We start from the raw sequence: 17,437 nt of genomic DNA on the forward strand, positions 1-17,437 counted from the left end.
ATTAATCGCTAATTGTTTTTTTGTTCTTTCTCTTTCGGAATATAGAATAATTCGTTTTGTTTTATTCTATTGGTATTCCATTGTTTACCATTCTTACCAACAACTTCCTCTCTCTGATGTGGTGTGGCAATGCGCATTGATCCTATTCCTTTGAAAGGGGAAGGTAATTTACCCAGTGTCAAACTTTCCAGAATCGAATAAGCGGCATCCCCTAATGGTGCGCCATTATTTTGCCAACGTTGATACGTATTGCCGAAGTTTAAAAATGGCTCCCGATCCATCCAGTGAATAATCATGGAAATATGAGCAGGGAATTCGGTGAGAATCGTTTCCTTAACCCACTCTTCCAATTGATATGGATCAACTTTGAGCTCACGTGATTTAATTAAATCACTATTTACCACAACACTAATCACAAATGAGAAACGATCCGTACTTTCATATTCTTTACCCGAAAAATGCCAACTGTACCGCCAGGCTTCTTCTGCGGCAGGGAATGCCAATGTAGAATGTTTCTGACGCTCAATAACCAAAGTTCCCTTGATACGATCAAAGCTGATAACTTTTGCATACAATTTTTCTGATTCGTCAGAAGATTCTTGCTCCAAACCCACTCCCCCCAACTGTTTGCTCAGGGTAATTTCATTACCTACAGCAATCAGGGCCGGGAAAGGGGTTTGTGCTGTGCGGGTCAGGCGCCGCTGGTTTTCAGGCAATGAGGATTGATCACGATCATAGGTCAGACGGTAGTTCATATCTTCCATCCATACCGGGCTATTTTGCCAGACGAGTTTTTTCCCTTTGGCAGCGGTCATTACTCGTTCCAGATTGTATTCCAGTTGAGTACTGTTGCCCACGTCCAGCCAAAACTGATCCCCTGCGATTTTAGTGATCATTTGACCACGCACGGTAAATCGGTTTTCGTTCTGTGCGCCTTCATAGAGAATTAAATCAATCACCTGACCCTGTATCAGTTTTCCATCAATACCGGCTTGTTTAATCACCAAGTAATATTGATCAGTTTGCTTTTCCCTTTCTTCTGTCACCGAATCTGGCTTCTGCTCTTCATCAAACTGGCTGTTGGGTTTGACTGGCAACAATGCCCGATGTTCTATCAGATAAAAAGGCAGTTTGCTCAGGTCAGGCTTTGGTTTAAATAATTCATCCCCTAACCCCATACGGGCAGCAATGCGCTTTTGTAGTGACGAAACTTGATCAATCCTAATATTGGCTCGGTGATAAGTTAATGTCGGTTGTTGAGCCAGATAACCTTGTTGTACGGCGAGAAAATCACCAATAGGGCTGGTAAAGGTACGTGGTGCCCGCTGAGTGCCAAAGTATCCGAGCAGATAATTGACGATATCCAGTTCGTGATCGCTATTGTGTGCAATCTTTTTTAGTACTTTCTTTAATTCGTGAGCGTAATTTTGGTGGGCATCATCATTGACAGAACCTGGCTTAAACGGCCATTGATCGCCCCAAACTTGGTATCCTTCACGCTTAAAAGCCAATAATTTGGGCAACATGGCAATTTGCTGACAGCCGCAAGCCAGCAATTGTTCAAATGGCAGCATAAATTGATGAAGTGACAACAAGCGTTGCGTATGTTCACTTTCAGATAAAGGCTGCTGTAATTCGTAGCAAGCGGGCAACGTATCGCTGACGGGATAATAGCGCCCCACATCGCGATGCTGCCCATAAGGTAATACCACGGGTTTATTCTGAATCAAGGGAGGCTTGGGTAAACTGCCCCGAATTTGTTGTTCATTCACCGTGACGCTGATCCCACCTTTGGCAATCACCCTCAGTGGGCCATCATGTTGCGCCAATTGATGAATCGGATCTTTACCCCACAAACGAGGGTAGTAGCCTTCTTTTATTGACCATGACCAGCTATCTCCTGCAACTGGTTCAATCAGGGTCTTATCGAAATTTTCATGCAGTCGAAGACGATTGACACTCTGAATCCCCTTAATCTTAAGCAGATTATTCACCAGCCGGCTAAGATTGAGCGTGAGCCGCTTGGTATAATCACGGGCTGTCGGCAATTCAGGTATCCAGCCGTGTTCTAATCGTGGCCCTTCAAAGATTTCACCACTACTCATTCCCGCATCTTGTAATGTTTCGGTACTGAAACGCTGTGCCTCAGGCATCAGATACTGTTCTGCTGTAGTATAGACGTCAGCAAAAATACCCGCGACGTCTTGCACATCGTCATCCAGTTCAATATCCAGTAATAGCGGAAAATCAACCGGATTTGTCCAGATAATCTGACTAACCCATTCACCAATATTGCGGTTCTTGGTCAAAAAATCGGTTAATTGTTGGGTGGCAGTCGCCAAATTCTCCTGACTATAGCGAGTCGGTTCCAGATAGAGCCAGTAATTTCCCCGCAACGTAAATTTTTTCGCCTCTTTACGCTCGACAAAGCTATATTCCCTTTTGCTGGCATCATACCAATAGGTATAACGTTGCGTTGTAGGTTCACGGACTAATTGCACGTTACGGAATAAAAAATCCCCTTCCTGTTCTGATTTTGTCCAGCCACAGCTATGCAGATCCAGCAACGCCTTGCGGTAATCATCAGTGGTGATGGGTCCGCAAGTCAGTGTATTGTGGGGGCCAAATTCAGCGGGAAAAATCCCGTCTTGCTGTTTCTGCTCATTGAGGAGCGGGGTCAATAAGTCTGTTAAAGGAAGAGTATGACGGTAAGACAAATCTGACACACCGTAGCTGAGTCCTTCCAAAAAAGTGATGCCGGGATCGTGTTCTTCTGTGTCACTCCACAGTTTTCCGGCCTGTTGCTCAACCACCTGATGAGCCTGTTCCAGCAAGGTATCAAAGTGAATAGCGTCTTTCACTTTGTGAAACAGTACATCTTTATCACTCATAGTTAATTTCCTCGGCATTGCCGCTTGTCTTCGGCTTCCCAGACTAAAATCAGCACTTCATTGTCTTTGGCTTCCACGGATGCGGTGATATCACTGTCTTTGGCCGCCTCTGACCAACACAGCGTCAGACAAGTGACCCGCTCAACCAGTGGCTGTTGCTGAATGGTCGCCAGTAACTGGTAATAATTAATGCTGTTATTCAACATAACAGGACGTTGCTCATAGACGCTCCAGGGCATATATATCTCACGGAGTTGCTGTCGTAGCTGGCGATAACCAAAATCTTCGTTAACGTCTGGCTTAAAAATCACCTGATAATTGATGTTCACATCAATGTATTGAGGATTGCTGATCTCAATCTCAGCCCAGGGAGAGCCTTTTTGCTGTAACCACTCTGCCATTCCTTGCAGGCGTGCCGGGTTTAGCACCGGACGCAAAGGGTCATCACTGTCGTTATATCGATTGGCCGGAATAATCGTCAGTTGCTGTTTTTTCAGTGCGGGGACTCGCGTGAGTTCATCATGGCCGGGATACTTAACATCAAAAATGCTGACATAATGCTCTTTTAACAGTGTCGCCATATTGCCCCAGGTTAAGGCCCGGTTACGGTGGGACAGGTGTTGGGCTCCCCGTGCAAAAAAGGCACTGTTGGATTCTAGCACACGTCCGTTCCATGATGCCCAGGGCTGGTTAATCGACGCCACCACCATGATGGGTTCAACGGGACGCTGAATAGTACCTGCCGGTAATGGCGTTAAGAAATGGCTGTTACTGATGCTATTGGCATTCGTCAATGTCGCTGTCATGGCGTTATAGATCAGGCCACATAACCAGGGCGTCTTCCCCCATGAACCTTTGTGTGTGGGGATAACCATGACGGCCTTTAACCAGTAGCGCCCGGTTGGCATTCTGGAGGCTTGAGCGGAAGCATCCGCAGGCAATACAACTTGCCAGATGCCATCTTGATACAGGGACTTGGTTTCATCTTTAACCCACGCATCTAATGCAACCCATTGATTCTTACTATTCAGGTAATACCAGGAAATGTTTTCGGGTTGCTGTGGCGATTTTAATTTCCAATACAGCGATAAGGTTTGTCCCGGTTTGACGTCAGTGATACCAAGGTATAACGTGGGGTTCTCTTCCAATGGTTCAATTTCAGGGCTATAACCAAAGGGAGTTAAGTGAAATGTCTTGAATGACGCTTTATCTATAGTTGTTTCTTGCACCTTTAGTGCGGTTACTGTAGGCAGTGGTTGGCTATTTTTTCCCTGTAGCCTGAGCACTGGCTCACTGAAAACAAAATCATCCAGATCCTCTGGCGCACTGATTGCTGGCTCTTTATCTGAAAGCGTTAGTGTAACCTCTTTTCCCTTTCCCTCAGCAGTCAAGATTAGCCACTGGTTTCCACTACTGATTTGAGCCACCAGATTTTGGCTATTAATATCTTTATCAAAAGTAACCGCTATCTTTCTCGTTCCTTCTTCCATCGCCAGTTGTGCAGAAGTCACTAATACGCCACCCAACACAGATTTATCCGTATCCGTTTCACTGAATAACCGAATTCCATCAGATGGCAATGATAACTGTGCTTGTGAATCCCAGGGTGTCGCAGTAACCCAATGCTGTTTATCTTTATTGCGTAACCAGTACAGGTCACTGATATAGCCACGGTTTGCCAGTAAACTGGCGTCCAGCGCATATTGCAGGGCATTGCCTTGTTCATCTTGCCCTGCTTCAAATAAAGTGCCTTTAGTGAGCAGCTGTTCTGTGACTGTGGTATTCAACTCTACAGATAAGGCAACTTGATCCGGTTGGGCCGGACGGGGAGATAACCCTAAAAGTTCCCGGTAATAAAGATTGCGATGCGCCGCCGGTAAGGTATTCAATAAGGATATTGGCGTTTCCAGTAATCGTAATACCGCTAACAGAAACGCTTGATGAGGTAATAACTCCCCATTGGCTTCGATTTTCCCCTGATATAATTCGGCAAGTTTCTCCGGCGTATTATTTGCCATAAAGAAAAAGTCATTCCAATGGTTATTGCCCTGATTGAAGGGAATTTTTTTCGTGTACTTTTCAATATCTTCGAGTAATTTCAGACTGGTTCGATTATCTAATTTAAAATCGCTCATTGGCACCAAGTCTGACAATTTTTTATTTAACTCAGTTAATTCCATAATATCACCTGTATGGCACAGCGATTCCTCTGTGAATAAAGGTTTATTCACTCTGTTTAATTTCTTTTTAATTCAGCCAATGTCTTAATTGACGGTGGCAAAGTTTTGTTGCGTGATAAAACTGCCTTTGCCTGATGAGGGCGTGGTAACATCCGGTTGAGGTGGATTTACATTATTATTTATGGCGGGTGATTGAGGCGTAAATATGGCCGTAAATTTTTGTCCTTTGATAATTAAGGCGGCCCCACTGGTACAGTGAAGAGCTTGCTGACTGCTGTCTAACGCCGTGATAGTAATGGTGCCAGTTCCCGGTGTCATATGGGTTGTTGTGGTATAAGTTGCAGAAACAGTAACCCGTTTCTCGTCTCCCAAAATGCAAACTTTTTTGCTGTTTACCTGTGCATGACCTGTTCCACTGATTCTGCCTGGGTTGGGAATTTTTACCTGTCGATTCCCAAAGTTGGGTTCAAACTGGAGTATGTCACCATCTGTTACAATAGCTTCACTCATACCACCTCCATTCCCCGGCCTTCACTCAACGCCAGTGTCCCTTGAATTTGCTGATTGATATCGCTGCCCCGCAGGCGATACATGACCTGAATTTGCAAGGTATTCTTATTCTTTGGTGACTGGCGAACCTGAATATCGGTAATATTTGCCCGTGATTCATAACGTAATACGCTGTCATGAATATGGGACTCAATTTCAGCAAACAGTTCGTTACGGATATTTTCAAATGCAAAATTATTTAATCCGCAGCCATAATTTTCACGCATCAGGCGTTCCCCCGGCTCAGTTTTGAACAGAATGTGCAAACTTTGGCGCACATCTGCTGCTCCTTCCGCCATTTCCACCCCCTTTTCAAGGGAAAAAGCGGGAGGAAAAGCCCAACCTCGACCATAGAGTTGTGTCAGTATTTGGTTTTCCATTGTTCACCTTTCACTAGGTAAGATTAATTTTGCCACCCTTGATCTCAACACTGTTTTTGCCAGACAGATTGAGCGATTTATCCATTTGGGCATTCATGGTTTGTGCTTTCAGTGTTAATTCTTTTTTCGTTGACAGAGAAATATCTTTATCCTGCTGGAGGGCTATTTGATTTTCTCCCGCATTCATTTGGATTATTTTCTTTTTGCTATTAATCCTGATTTGTTGTTGAGTTTCTCCTTTTTTCACTACCAGCATTTTTTCTTGATTATCTTGGGTAGGCTCTAAAGGTGCTTTATTTTTCGGGTTGTGCATTGCCCCCAGAATGACCGGATAACGTGGATCATTTTCAAAAAAGCCGACAATCACTTCATCCCCTGGTTCCGGGTAGAAACAGAAACCGCTTTCGTGGCTGGCGTAAGGTTTCCCCAATCGGGCCCATAAGAATTCATTCGGACGATTCAATACCGGCAGAATAATCGGAATGCGGTTCAGGGCGGCTTTGTCTTGCTGATACTTTGCGACTGTCGCAATATGTAATTCAGTGGCATCGGGCAACATCGGCAGATATTCCTGTTGTAAACCAATGCTCAACGTCGTTTCCCAATCAATTCGTCGGTTAAAACGATGGCGAACCGCAGTAATGCTTGCCGTTCCATCCAATTGTGCACCGAATCCGGTCAATTGAATGTTATCCCCTAACTGATAACGTCCATGACCTTTAAGCAAGAATTCACCTGTAACACCAGAGATACGCTGATTCAACAATAGCCCCTGTGCCAAATAGCCACTTTCCTGAGTCGTTAACGGGCTGCTGTAACGAATGTCCCAACTTGTTTTATTTAAAGATGCCAGCTTGTCAGGGGAAAGGGCTGCTTTACCCACGGCAACACTGCCGTGGCGACCACCCGATAATTCCTGTTGTTTGCTGATATCCCAACCACTGACTTCCAGCGAAGCAGGGTTAAGATGGTTATCAAACTGCCAACTGGCATCTTTGACGATGATATCTTTTTTCTCATCCCCGCGGCTTTTCAGAGTATGGATTGGGTTGGATTTCAGGGAGTCAGGTTCGACAAGCTGAACGCCTTCTGTCGTTGGCAACAACCACACACCGGTTGCCGATAGACGACACAACAGAAAACGCCAGTCTGAACAACGAAATTGCACCATTTGCTCATGTTTTTGATCTAATGCAGCAATCCGTCCAAAATGCGCTTTGATACCTGCCTGATTCAATAAGGTGTTCAGAATGGTTTTTTCGTTACTGGCCTTAAACAGTTGTGAGTGCTGAGTATCAACCATCAGTTGCAACCGATGTCTGACGACCAAAGTAAGCAATAATTGCTTATTTTTTATCTTCAACGTGTTACGGGTAATCAGGCCATTGAACAGTACCGATTTCCTGCCACCCTCAATCATTTCCAGCCGCAGAGTTTTCCCCACCTGACAATGTGCCAGTTCTGCTTGTACATCTGCCTGACTGAAAGCGGAAAGCGGTCTGTCTGGTAAGCTGAGTTTCAGCGTTGCACAAGGGATGCTGTTAACGCGGTAGTAGGTATCTGCATCAACGGCAGCCAACAGTGACAGCACCTTGCCATCTGCAATGATTTTCAGTTGATGGCTCATCAGGCGTCTCCTCTGGTGGCCTGCAATATTTCCCCCGGTACAAATCCGTTAAGATTATCCAGACCGTTTTGCCAGGCCAGCGTCAGGTAATCGACACCGCCAGACAGCGTTGAGGCTGTGCTGGCCGCCATCAGAGACAGCGAAACACCATCCTGTACCCGTAAGGCGATTTTCGCCGGTGATTTCAGGTTTTGTTCTGTCTCCTGTAAGACCAGACTTTCATCCGCCACCAATGTCAGGATGACCCGCGCCCGCAAAGGGGTAGCATCACGATCAAACAAGGTGTAATTGACCGATAAGCCTTTCGCTCTGCCGGCAAAATAGCCGCGGTTTTCCCAACGCATTTTTCCCCATTTAATTTGCAGGAATCGCGTTTCATTACTGGTGGCATCCACGCTGCACAATTGCTTAAGCTGCATTAGCTGAGCTTCAACAGGAGTTTTGTTGCCCGGCATCGTGGCGTCAAAGATCAGTTCAAGGGATAACCCTGCGGGCTTGGCCTGTACGTAAATGCTGCTCTGTTTTTCGCTATTAATCGCCTGGGATTGTTGATAATCCGTTTGATAATCCAGTTGCAGGGAATCGGGGTTATACAGGGCCTGAAGGGTGCCTGCCCGTATTTTTCCTTCCCGGTCTTTATAAGCGTTAATGGTCAGCTTCGCTAAACCACGTTCTATTAAACTCATGGACGCCACCCTTCCTCATCGCGTAATGCCGCTAACACTTCGCGTTTAATTTTTTCAACCCAAATGGCTTCATCCAGACTTTCCTGAATCAAAGAATGGCCTTGTTGAGCGGATTCATTCGTTTGTGTTGGTAGTGTTGGTGCGGATGAAACCACTTTTGCCTGAATAATTAATTCTCTGATTTCTACTGTCATACTTTGACTCCCAGCCAGCACATATCCTGATAGCGCAGTTCAAGGGTATTCACCAAGATGGCGTTACTGTTCGCATCAAAGTCACTGGTTTGCCAGCGTACCGGTAAAGCGTTACTTAACGTCCAACTGGACAAAGGCAGTGAATTTTCGTTTAACAGCATAATCACCACATCTGCATAGGCGATTTTTTCACCGCGCAATACCCGATCAAACATCCAGGTCAAAGGAGAAACCGTCATCACACCACGCTCCAGCGTTAATGTGCCGTGTTGGATCTTCTCGGCCAGATAGTTATTGCGGGCGTTCTCGCCGCCTTGACTGTGTTGAGTGACTTGAAGTTCACGACTCAGACCAGAAATACGTTGAAAACGGATATCCAGCGGATCAGGAATACCATTAAAAATAAAACTCGCCATAAAGCGGTGGGATACCACAGGGGTGTAATAATCGTTCATTGTGCTCTTTCCTTCTTAAGACAAAAGCGCTCCCGTTTGGGTATCAAATACCAAACTGATTTCGATAAATTCAGCGGGAGACAAGACGGCCAAAGCAACTTTCATGATCATTTTCCCGGCACGGATATCCTCTTCAGTCATCGTTTCATTTACGCCTAACAGCACAGTAAATGCCTCATCTTCCCGTGAACCATACAAGCCGCCCTGTAACCACAGTTGCCGTAACCAGTTGTAACTTTGCCCCTTGCATTTCATCCACGTCAGTTCGTTATTAGGCTCAAAGAGATACATACGGGCCAATTGCGCCAAATGCACGGTAACATAAGAAACCAGACGTCGTGTTTGCAGGTAACGCCACGGCGAGCTATCCCTGTTTTCCAGTGTGCGGCATCCCCATATGCGTATGCCTTTGCCGGGGAAAGTGCGGATCACATTGAGTGAAGCGCCATTGACGTTAAACAGCACACTCCCTTGCAGATAAGACTTAACCGGCCGAATAACCTGAGAGAGGGCAATATTGGCTGGTGCTTTCCACACACCGACGTCACTATCTGTGTGCTGGATAACTGCCGCAATCGCGGCGGTGGGAGAGAGCACGATATTGTGTGGGCTGGATATAACCTGATAAGTGGTTTCCAGACGAGGCCAATAAGCGGCTCCCCATTGGCGAAGCTCTGATGAGAGACCTTCCAGACATTGCCGGGCCTGTTCAACTTCATCCGGCGCATCCAGCAGCACAAAGAGATTGGCGCGGATCTGGCTTAGTTGCAGCAGTGCCATCCAGCTTTCAGACCACAACTTGATCAAAGTGTGTTGATCATCAATGTCACTGTCATTCAGTCGGGCAATATCCGGTGCCAAAATCAGGGTAATCTGTGATTCCCCACCGATAGCTTCTGACACCGCATCAGACCTTAATGCTGTTATCAGTACTTCGGCTTCTGCCTGGGTCATGTTTGCTGAGGGCATATTGCCTTGCAGCGGCAAAACAAAAGCCTGTTTCCCGCCATTATCGAAATAGTGTCTGACCGCCCATGCCATCAGATGATTGTCACCAAATAGCCGGGTATATTCCGCCAGATTGTCGATACGAACTGCGGTTTTTGCTTGTTGTGAATTGTGGGATGTATAACCAATAAATACTGGCACTGCGCCAGGTATTTCTTGCTGACCTGTAGCAATGATACTTTCTGTTAAAGTTACGCCCGGTTGAATTCTTTCCATCATCATCTCCTTTCATTGGGTGAGATAGGCACTGCTAATTCAGTGCCTGGTATTTAATCTCGGAGATTACTGAGCAACATCCTGCGTAAATTGCAGAACGATAAATTCAGCCGGTCGCACTGCGGCCAGACCGACTTTCATGATCATTTTGCCGTTTTTAATATCGGTATCAGACATGGTGATACCCTGACCAATATGGACAAAATAAGCTTCTTCCGGCTTATCCCCCATCAGGGCATTTTTTTGCCAGAGAGCATAAAGATATTGGTCAACGGCAGCTTTGGCACGCATCCAGGTCGGTTGATTATTGGTTTCAAATAATACGGCTCGCAATGCCTGACGGATATCGCGTTCGACGGAATTGAACAGGCGGCGGACAGGAATATAGCGCCAATGGGTATCGTTGGTGTCGGTACAAGTACGGGCTCCCCAAACCATTATGCCTCGATCAGTAAATGAACGAATGACATTAATGCCTTTGTTATTCATGTTGCCCTGTCGTTCGTCATCGACTATATCCGTCAATCTTTTGATGCCGGTAAGTGCAACGTTGGCTGGCGCTTTCCAGACACCACGCTGGTTATCTGTTTTGCAATAAATACCTGCAATGGCGGAACTTGGAGGAAAAATGAGTTCACATTGCTGTTTCTGCTGCAATTTGTCATTAATGTTCTGCGCCAGCGTCTTATCTTTTTTCCTGAGTTCATCCAGATTTTTCAGTTTATCTTTGCCTGATTCATCCTGATACCCACTGATAATAACGTCCTTATCGTCAGGCAAAGCAGATAATTTCAGGTTTGTTTCCAACAGAGGATAATAAGTGGCAACCTTAGCACCATTGCCTACACTAGTTGTCGGTTCACCATTGTGGCTATCTGCAATCAGAAAATAGCCTACTTTATCATCATCTAACAGTGGGCTGACTGCACCATAGACTTTGTTTTTATAATTCCAATCTGCTTCTGGACAAACCAACAGGGTGATATCCCCTTTTTGTTCTATCACATTAGGAATGGAGGCCAGAGCCAAATCGTCACTGACATTGTTTAACGGGTAGATATAACAAGCCCCACCCCCATTTTGAAAATAGAGCCTCAAGGCTTCTACGGCTTGAGATAGATTGACGTCCTCAATATTGTGAATCCATTTTTGGGGTTCTTCTTCCTCTGCCGAGAGAGTCTGAACGTTGGGAGTCTCCTGGGTTTCAGTCTCTTTATTTTCGATTTTTTCTTTCTTATCCTGTTCTTTTTCTGTTGCGCCTTTTTTTACGCCATCAGAAGAAGAAGAGGCTTCAAGACTAGAGCGGATGACAATTTCTGTCACTGGCGTCAAAGAAAAAGAGGAAGTAAATTCAAGCCAATTGTTGATACGCATACAGGCTTGGGTTGGCGCCGCCGTTTTTGGGGTAAATTTGCCGATAAAAACAGGCACGGCAGTTGGGCTGTTGCTAACAGACAATGCAAGGGATGCATCCTCTTCAATATAAACACCGGGCCCTTTTAAATTAGCTGGCATAATAATTCCTTATCAATCAGTATGATTAATGCTGTTCTACATCTTGCGTAAACTGGAGGATGATAAATTCCGCAGGCCGAACAGCCGCCAGGCCGATTTTTACAATCATTTGTCCTTGCTGAATCTGTTCTGGTGTCATCGTGATCCCCTTGCCAATCTGTACGAAGTAAGCTTCTTCTTCCTTACTGCCAGCCAATCCCCCTTGTTGCCATAAGCCATGAAGATAGTTGCTGATTGCCGCTCTGACACGTTCCCAAGTCGGCTGGTTGTTAGGTTCAAACATGGCGAAGCTCATGGCACGCTTAACATCTCGCTCAACGGTATTAAACAGGCGACGTACAGGGACATAGCGCCAGTTGTCATCATCTTGCAGTGTTCTTGCTCCCCAGACGGTAGCGCCGGTATTGCTGAAATTTCGAATCATATTGATGGCACGGCCGGAGTTATATGCACCCTGAACTTCATCCGTGATCAGGAATGCAGGCTCCAGACCCCCTTTCAATGCGATATTGGCAGGCGCTTTCCAGACTCCGCGAGAGAGATCGACAGAGGCGTAAACTCCGGCTATAACAGCACTCGGTGGAATGGTCGTCTTGGCCCAATCCGCTTTCAGCCACGGGTAGTAAACTGCGGCGAACGCTGTGGCGTCATATCTGTTCTTAACTGTCTCCGCATTCTTGATATTCAACGCTTCTTCAGGTCCATCAAAAATGGCAAATAACCCTTTCCCTGGTTGGCATAAGGTCGCTGCTGCTGTTTTAATATCTTCACCCGCAGCAACCAGCAAGGTGACATCATCTAAGGTTGGGATCACTTTTTCTAAGCTATTGGTCTTAACGAGATAGCAGTAACCTCCGCCATTGGTAAAATAAGCCCGCAGAGAAACTGACAATTTATCTGCTGTATTAAAATTATTTGATACCTTATTAAGATATTCCATCCAGGAATTAATTCGTAATGCGGTGTTTTCGGCAATAATATTATTTTTTTCATTTACTGCAAAAACAGGGACGGCGGTGGCGCTATGAGATACAGATAGCGCCAGGCTATTCAACTCTTCAATATAAACGCCAGGATAACGGGTATCGATTGTCATAAAAATTTCCTTATACAAGATAAGTAACTATCAATGCCTCAAACAGCCTGCATAGTTACGCGATCGGCTGTCAGAGTAATTTCCTGAACAGCGATGTCATTGCTGGTCGCATCAAAGGAAGGAGAAGTCAGCGAGGTAGGAAAAGCATTAGCAACATTCCAGGTCATTAATAACTCAGTGCCTGCATCATTGGTTAAGCTAATAGTAATATCTTTTTTCTCGACCTGATTAAGCTGGATAGAATTAATCCAATCAAATAATTCTGTTTTGCCCGGAAAAACCCCTTTACGCAGAGTAATATGAATAGGTTGACGCTGCCCCGGCATTTTGAACCAATTACCCACGCCATCACGGTATTCAATGGTTTCATAATTAATATCCAATCCTGAAACACTGTTAAATGGGATTTTTTCATCGCCAACAGAAACAATGAAACGATAAGAGGGAATCGGATATTCAACTGCAATTTGAGATGTGCTTATAGACATAATAGCCTCTTAAAAAAATGATTAGGGTTAGTTTCTTTGAAATAGGATGTAAGACTATATATTTGGAGAAAGCTACCGCCACAAAATGACAGTGAATATCATTCTGGAAATTTTTTGTGGCCATATCATGCTTACATTGATATTTATAATCGATACCTAAATCGATATTCATATCAATAATCATCGTGCCGAAAAATCTATAATGAGTATATTGCCAATAATGCAATTTGCTTTTTATGCAATTTAATTCCTGTGATAAAAATATTTTTGTTAATTGTTATTTCACAATGTTTAATATATGTTAAAAACCATTCAATAAATAAAATATAAGATATTAAAAATGAAAATAGAGTTAAGTGAAAAACTGCTATTAGGGTTATTAGGAAAGAAGTTATATGAAATGGAAAATGCAGATGTGATTTCAAAAACCGGGCTTGAATTGATATCTGCTTAAAGAACTATTTTTAATATAACAGTTCCTTAAGCAGGGCGACATAAAATTATACAAGGCGCTGAGGCTCTGATTCATGCAGTTCAGTCAACGATAATTTCACCGGAACAGATTTAGATGTTGGTGTCCCCGTACCATTACCAATGCTATCCATCGGGACTAACGGATTAGCTTCCGGGTAATAAGCCGCAAGGTTTCCGCGAGGAATGGTGTAAGGAACAAGTTTAAAGCCATGCACTTTACGCTCAATACCGTCATGCCATATTGTTTCGATATCAACCAGATCTCCTGCCTGATATCCCAATTGAGCAATATCTTCCGGGTTCATAAACAAAACTTCCCGCTGACCATAAACACCACGATAACGGTCATCCAAACCATAAATGGTCGTGTTGTATTGATCATGCGAGCGTAATGTCTGTAAAGCAAAGGGAATTTCAGCTCCGTCGATTTGTGGGAACAGTGTTTTTGGTAATGGTGCGTGGCTAAACTGAGCTTTTTTGCTCGGTGTCAGAAAACGCAGTTCTGCCGCAGCATTGCCAAGATAGAAACCGCCCGGCTGTTCACATTTTTTATTAAAGTCAGCAAATCCGGGAATAGTTGCCGCAATATGATCACGGATTTTGTTGTAATCTCCGGCTAATTCCAGCCAGTTAATTGTTGGGGTATTGCCCAAAACCGCATCGGCAATACCTGCAATAATGGCAGTTTCAGAACGTTGGGTATCAAATAGGGGTTTATTCACTCCCTCGGAAGCATGTACCATGCTGAAAGAGTCTTCTACCGTCACAAACTGTGCACCACTGAGCTGGATATCCTGTTCAGTACGCCCCAACGCAGGCAGGATCAGAGCATCTTTTTTACCAGTAATAAGATGACTCCGATTTAATTTTGTACTGATATGAACAGTTAAGTCACAATGCCGAAGCGCTTCTTCTGTACGTGGGCTATCAGGCGCAGCAGCGGCGAGGTTCCCTCCTAAAGCGATCAACACCTTCACTTGATCACGCAACATAGCTTCCAGCGCTTCCACGACATTATGGCCGTGGGCACGAGGCGGTTCAAAACCAAAATGGTTTGCCAGACTATCAAGGAAATATTGGGAAGGTTGTTCATTTATCCCCATTGTCCGGTTTCCCTGTACGTTGCTGTGCCCACGAACCGGGCATACGCCTGCACCGGGTTTACCCAATTGACCAAACAGCAATTGCAGGTTTGTAATTTCACGAACGGTATCCAGAGAATGTTTATGCTGTGTAATCCCCATCGCCCAGGTACAAATAACCCGTTCGGCGTTCTGATAAATATCAGCAGCCTCGCGTAACTGTGCCTGCGTTAAGCCTGATTGTTCTTCAATAAACGACCACTCAGTAGCAGCAACTTCCTGCAAATAAGCATCCACACCTTCGGTGTAGGCCGAAATAAAATCTTGATCAAAAATACCTGCTTTTCCGGCATTCGTCAGTGCGTTATGGGTTTCTAAAAGTGCTTTGACCATACCCCGCACAGCCGCCATATCTCCACCCAGTTTAGGCTGATAGTAACGATGGCTAATATTACCCGCTATTGGCGTGATCATTTCGAGTGGTTTTTGTGGATCAGCAAAACGTTCTAAGCCACGTTCGCGCAATGTATTGAAGGTGACAATTCTGGCGCCGTGCTCGGCGGCATGTCGTAAACTATGCAACATTCGTGGATGGTTTGTACCGGGGTTTTGACCAAACACAAAGATGGCTTCAGCGTGATCAAAATCATTCAGACGAATGGTTCCTTTGCCAACACCCAAACTTTCCAGCAACCCATAACCGCTTGCTTCATGGCACATGTTCGAACAATCTGGGAAATTATTGGTTCCCAATACCCGGCCAAATAACTGATACAACCACGAAGCTTCATTACTGGCCCGACCAGAGGTATACAGTTCCAACTGATTGGGGTTATCCATTGCCTTAATATGTTGAGCAATAAGAGAAAAAGCCTGCTCCCAACTAATTGGTTCATAGTGATCCGTTTTACGGTTATAACGCATCGGTTCAACGACCCGTCCTTGATATTCCAGAAAATAATCACTTTGTTGGTAGAGTTTACTGACGCTGTATTTAGCGAAAAATTCGTTGTCTACATGGCGACGGGTCGCTTCCCAGGTAACCGCTTTAGCCCCATTTTCGCAGAAACTGAAAAGGCTTTTGTTATCATCTCCCCATGCACATCCCGGACAATCAAAGCCTTTGGGTTTGTTCATGCGCATCAGGTTAACCATGTTTTTTAATGCTTGTTTACTATCAAAGACAAAGCGTGTTGTTGCCTCCAATGAACCCCAACCGCCCGCAGCAGCGCGATAAGGTTTTATTTTTGTTTTGAATTTCATAACAATCTCGATTTTTTAACATGGTGGTCAAAAAATTGGCCACGGATTGGCAGATGAATCAGAAACGACAAACTGATTTATTGTGATATTTATTCCGTTCTTATACAACGAGAAAACCGAATTGTCTTCCTATTGGTAGTACTGACTGAAATTTGTTAGAGATCACAATCTCCAATAGAGCAAGCAGATTGGTGAAAATAAACACAATAAATAATAAGACGTTATCAAAACAAGGTATTGCTTATTTTTAATTCATAACTGAGTGTTTTTTATGCTTCGAGCGGAAGGTACAAGTGTAATTTTTCTATACACAAGTGATCTTCTCACGGTGAAAGTGGTTCTGAGCTTGTATTCAACAAACAGAAAAATTTACTACATAAAAGTAACCATCCGATAAGCTACACCTAGTCAATATTATCCTGATAATCATACAAAATAATATTGGTCAGCGAAGATTACGGGTCGGGGGTGTAGTGATTACGGTGGCGAGTATAGAAAAGACCACATTCAGCGGCCTTATAATAATTAATTACTGGTTTCTTTAGACGGGGTAGTTAACTCTTTCTCGCCAAACGATACATAAGTATCTACATCAAATAGAGAAAATGATTCTATTTGGTCTATCGGTAATATATGTCGAAATTGATACACTGATAATGGATCAGAATTTAACGTTATATTTTTCTGGTTATAAATAGTCACATAACTATGCTCGACTTTGAAAGATAAGCTGTCTTTCTCTCGATACCCACTTATAAACGGTATAATTGACACCATTGCATCTGAATGAGTGTGAAAATTATAAAACTTCGCTTCATCAACCATTCCAACATATACCTTTCGAGATTTAAGAGTGACCATAACGAGAAGACCACGCTCTAAGGATTCTAGCAACAATTCATTTACAGAATCTTTTTTCGCATTACTCCTAATAGCCTTAATTCTATATTCATAGTTTTCTGATCTATTTTTAGCAATTGAAGCTTGAGCTATGCTCATAAGTACTGTAGATATAACCACAATCCATGAAAAAAAGCTTGCTGTGGCGTATCTAAATCCATTCAAATCTGTAGCAAATGTAAATTGAGTATATTTTACCCCTAAATATGCAGGTACATTCATAAGGTACATTGCTAAATACAATAGCGCATCAATAAATACAGCCATGATAAAACCGGCGATCAAAAATTCCCCGCCTTTTAAAGCCACTTGAAAGTAAGCATTCCACCCCTGCGCTTTTTGTAACTCAATTTTTGATGGTAAAATACTATATATACATACAGTATCACTCATTACATTCACTAAAAAGAAGATTTTACCTATCAATTTCGAA

Annotated in this window: 14 protein-coding genes; all 14 read right to left on the minus strand. The window is 44.0% G+C overall.

Going from position 1 to position 17,437, the window contains the following annotated elements; all coding sequences use genetic code 11:
- Positions 1-8: 8 nt before the first annotated feature.
- Positions 9-2,891: a hypothetical protein gene (locus AAC852_RS15315; protein WP_340621745.1), complete on the minus strand. Its 2,883-nt coding sequence runs from the start codon at positions 2,889-2,891 to the stop codon at positions 9-11.
- A 2-nt stretch (positions 2,892-2,893) separates the two neighbouring features.
- Complete coding sequence (locus tag AAC852_RS15320) at positions 2,894-5,071, minus strand: hypothetical protein (RefSeq protein WP_340621746.1); 2,178 nt, start codon at positions 5,069-5,071, stop codon at positions 2,894-2,896.
- 84 nt (positions 5,072-5,155) lie between these two features.
- The gene (locus AAC852_RS15325; RefSeq protein ID WP_047684506.1) at positions 5,156-5,581 is read right to left on the minus strand and encodes a hypothetical protein; all 426 of its coding nucleotides are present in this window, start codon (positions 5,579-5,581) and stop codon (positions 5,156-5,158) included.
- Positions 5,578-6,000 carry a GPW/gp25 family protein gene (locus AAC852_RS15330; RefSeq protein WP_340621747.1) on the minus strand — a complete coding sequence of 141 codons (423 nt, stop codon included), beginning with the start codon at positions 5,998-6,000 and terminating at the stop codon, positions 5,578-5,580. Before AAC852_RS15330 ends, AAC852_RS15325 begins: the two co-directional genes overlap by 4 nt.
- Positions 6,001-6,013: 13 nt before the next feature.
- Positions 6,014-7,627 (minus strand): phage baseplate assembly protein V, encoded by a 1,614-nt coding sequence (locus AAC852_RS15335; protein ID WP_340621748.1) that lies wholly within the window; start codon positions 7,625-7,627, stop codon positions 6,014-6,016.
- Complete coding sequence (locus AAC852_RS15340; protein WP_047684497.1) at positions 7,627-8,313, minus strand: CIS tube protein; 687 nt, start codon at positions 8,311-8,313, stop codon at positions 7,627-7,629. The genes AAC852_RS15335 and AAC852_RS15340 overlap by 1 nt, the downstream gene beginning before the upstream one ends.
- On the minus strand, positions 8,310-8,507 hold the full coding sequence (locus tag AAC852_RS15345) for a DUF5908 family protein (RefSeq protein ID WP_047684494.1): 198 nt from the start codon (positions 8,505-8,507) through the stop codon (positions 8,310-8,312). Before AAC852_RS15345 ends, AAC852_RS15340 begins: the two co-directional genes overlap by 4 nt.
- Entirely contained in the window at positions 8,504-8,962 is a 459-nt protein-coding gene (locus AAC852_RS15350; RefSeq protein ID WP_047684491.1) for a phage tail protein, read from the minus strand. The genes AAC852_RS15345 and AAC852_RS15350 overlap by 4 nt, the downstream gene beginning before the upstream one ends.
- Before the next feature lie 15 nt (positions 8,963-8,977).
- Positions 8,978-10,186: a phage tail sheath C-terminal domain-containing protein gene (locus tag AAC852_RS15355; RefSeq protein WP_340621749.1), complete on the minus strand. Its 1,209-nt coding sequence runs from the start codon at positions 10,184-10,186 to the stop codon at positions 8,978-8,980.
- A 66-nt stretch (positions 10,187-10,252) separates the two neighbouring features.
- Positions 10,253-11,701, minus strand: a complete 1,449-nt coding sequence (locus tag AAC852_RS15360) for a phage tail sheath family protein (RefSeq protein WP_340621750.1) — start codon at positions 11,699-11,701, stop codon at positions 10,253-10,255.
- A gap of 25 nt (positions 11,702-11,726) precedes the next feature.
- On the minus strand, positions 11,727-12,797 hold the full coding sequence (locus AAC852_RS15365) for a phage tail sheath family protein (protein ID WP_340621751.1): 1,071 nt from the start codon (positions 12,795-12,797) through the stop codon (positions 11,727-11,729).
- A 38-nt stretch (positions 12,798-12,835) separates the two neighbouring features.
- On the minus strand, positions 12,836-13,285 hold the full coding sequence (locus AAC852_RS15370) for a phage tail protein (RefSeq protein ID WP_047684479.1): 450 nt from the start codon (positions 13,283-13,285) through the stop codon (positions 12,836-12,838).
- Positions 13,286-13,785: 500 nt separating this feature from the next.
- Complete coding sequence (locus tag AAC852_RS15375; protein WP_340621752.1) at positions 13,786-16,104, minus strand: FdhF/YdeP family oxidoreductase; 2,319 nt, start codon at positions 16,102-16,104, stop codon at positions 13,786-13,788.
- A gap of 525 nt (positions 16,105-16,629) precedes the next feature.
- Positions 16,630-17,397 carry a hypothetical protein gene (locus tag AAC852_RS15380; RefSeq protein ID WP_340621753.1) on the minus strand — a complete coding sequence of 256 codons (768 nt, stop codon included), beginning with the start codon at positions 17,395-17,397 and terminating at the stop codon, positions 16,630-16,632.
- Positions 17,398-17,437 lie beyond the last annotated feature (40 nt).

Source organism: Xenorhabdus siamensis (assembly GCF_037996745.1).
Taxonomy (GTDB): domain Bacteria; phylum Pseudomonadota; class Gammaproteobacteria; order Enterobacterales; family Enterobacteriaceae; genus Xenorhabdus; species Xenorhabdus indica.

What these genes read in the sequence shown, in the direction of transcription:
- AAC852_RS15355 (WP_340621749.1), bottom strand. Translation starts at nt 10,186, where the DNA reads ATGGAAAGAATTCAACCGGGCGTAACTTTAACAGAAAGTATCATTGCT.
- AAC852_RS15345 (WP_047684494.1), bottom strand. Translation starts at nt 8,507, where the DNA reads ATGACAGTAGAAATCAGAGAATTAATTATTCAGGCAAAAGTGGTTTCA.
- AAC852_RS15335 (WP_340621748.1), bottom strand. Translation starts at nt 7,627, where the DNA reads ATGAGCCATCAACTGAAAATCATTGCAGATGGCAAGGTGCTGTCACTG.
- AAC852_RS15330 (WP_340621747.1), bottom strand. Translation starts at nt 6,000, where the DNA reads ATGGAAAACCAAATACTGACACAACTCTATGGTCGAGGTTGGGCTTTT.
- AAC852_RS15370 (WP_047684479.1), bottom strand. Translation starts at nt 13,285, where the DNA reads ATGTCTATAAGCACATCTCAAATTGCAGTTGAATATCCGATTCCCTCT.
- AAC852_RS15360 (WP_340621750.1), bottom strand. Translation starts at nt 11,701, where the DNA reads ATGCCAGCTAATTTAAAAGGGCCCGGTGTTTATATTGAAGAGGATGCA.
- AAC852_RS15375 (WP_340621752.1), bottom strand. Translation starts at nt 16,104, where the DNA reads ATGAAATTCAAAACAAAAATAAAACCTTATCGCGCTGCTGCGGGCGGT.
- AAC852_RS15380 (WP_340621753.1), bottom strand. Translation starts at nt 17,397, where the DNA reads ATGAGTGATACTGTATGTATATATAGTATTTTACCATCAAAAATTGAG.
- AAC852_RS15365 (WP_340621751.1), bottom strand. Translation starts at nt 12,797, where the DNA reads ATGACAATCGATACCCGTTATCCTGGCGTTTATATTGAAGAGTTGAAT.
- AAC852_RS15315 (WP_340621745.1), bottom strand. Translation starts at nt 2,891, where the DNA reads ATGAGTGATAAAGATGTACTGTTTCACAAAGTGAAAGACGCTATTCAC.
- AAC852_RS15325 (WP_047684506.1), bottom strand. Translation starts at nt 5,581, where the DNA reads ATGAGTGAAGCTATTGTAACAGATGGTGACATACTCCAGTTTGAACCC.
- AAC852_RS15350 (WP_047684491.1), bottom strand. Translation starts at nt 8,962, where the DNA reads ATGAACGATTATTACACCCCTGTGGTATCCCACCGCTTTATGGCGAGT.
- AAC852_RS15340 (WP_047684497.1), bottom strand. Translation starts at nt 8,313, where the DNA reads ATGAGTTTAATAGAACGTGGTTTAGCGAAGCTGACCATTAACGCTTAT.
- AAC852_RS15320 (WP_340621746.1), bottom strand. Translation starts at nt 5,071, where the DNA reads ATGGAATTAACTGAGTTAAATAAAAAATTGTCAGACTTGGTGCCAATG.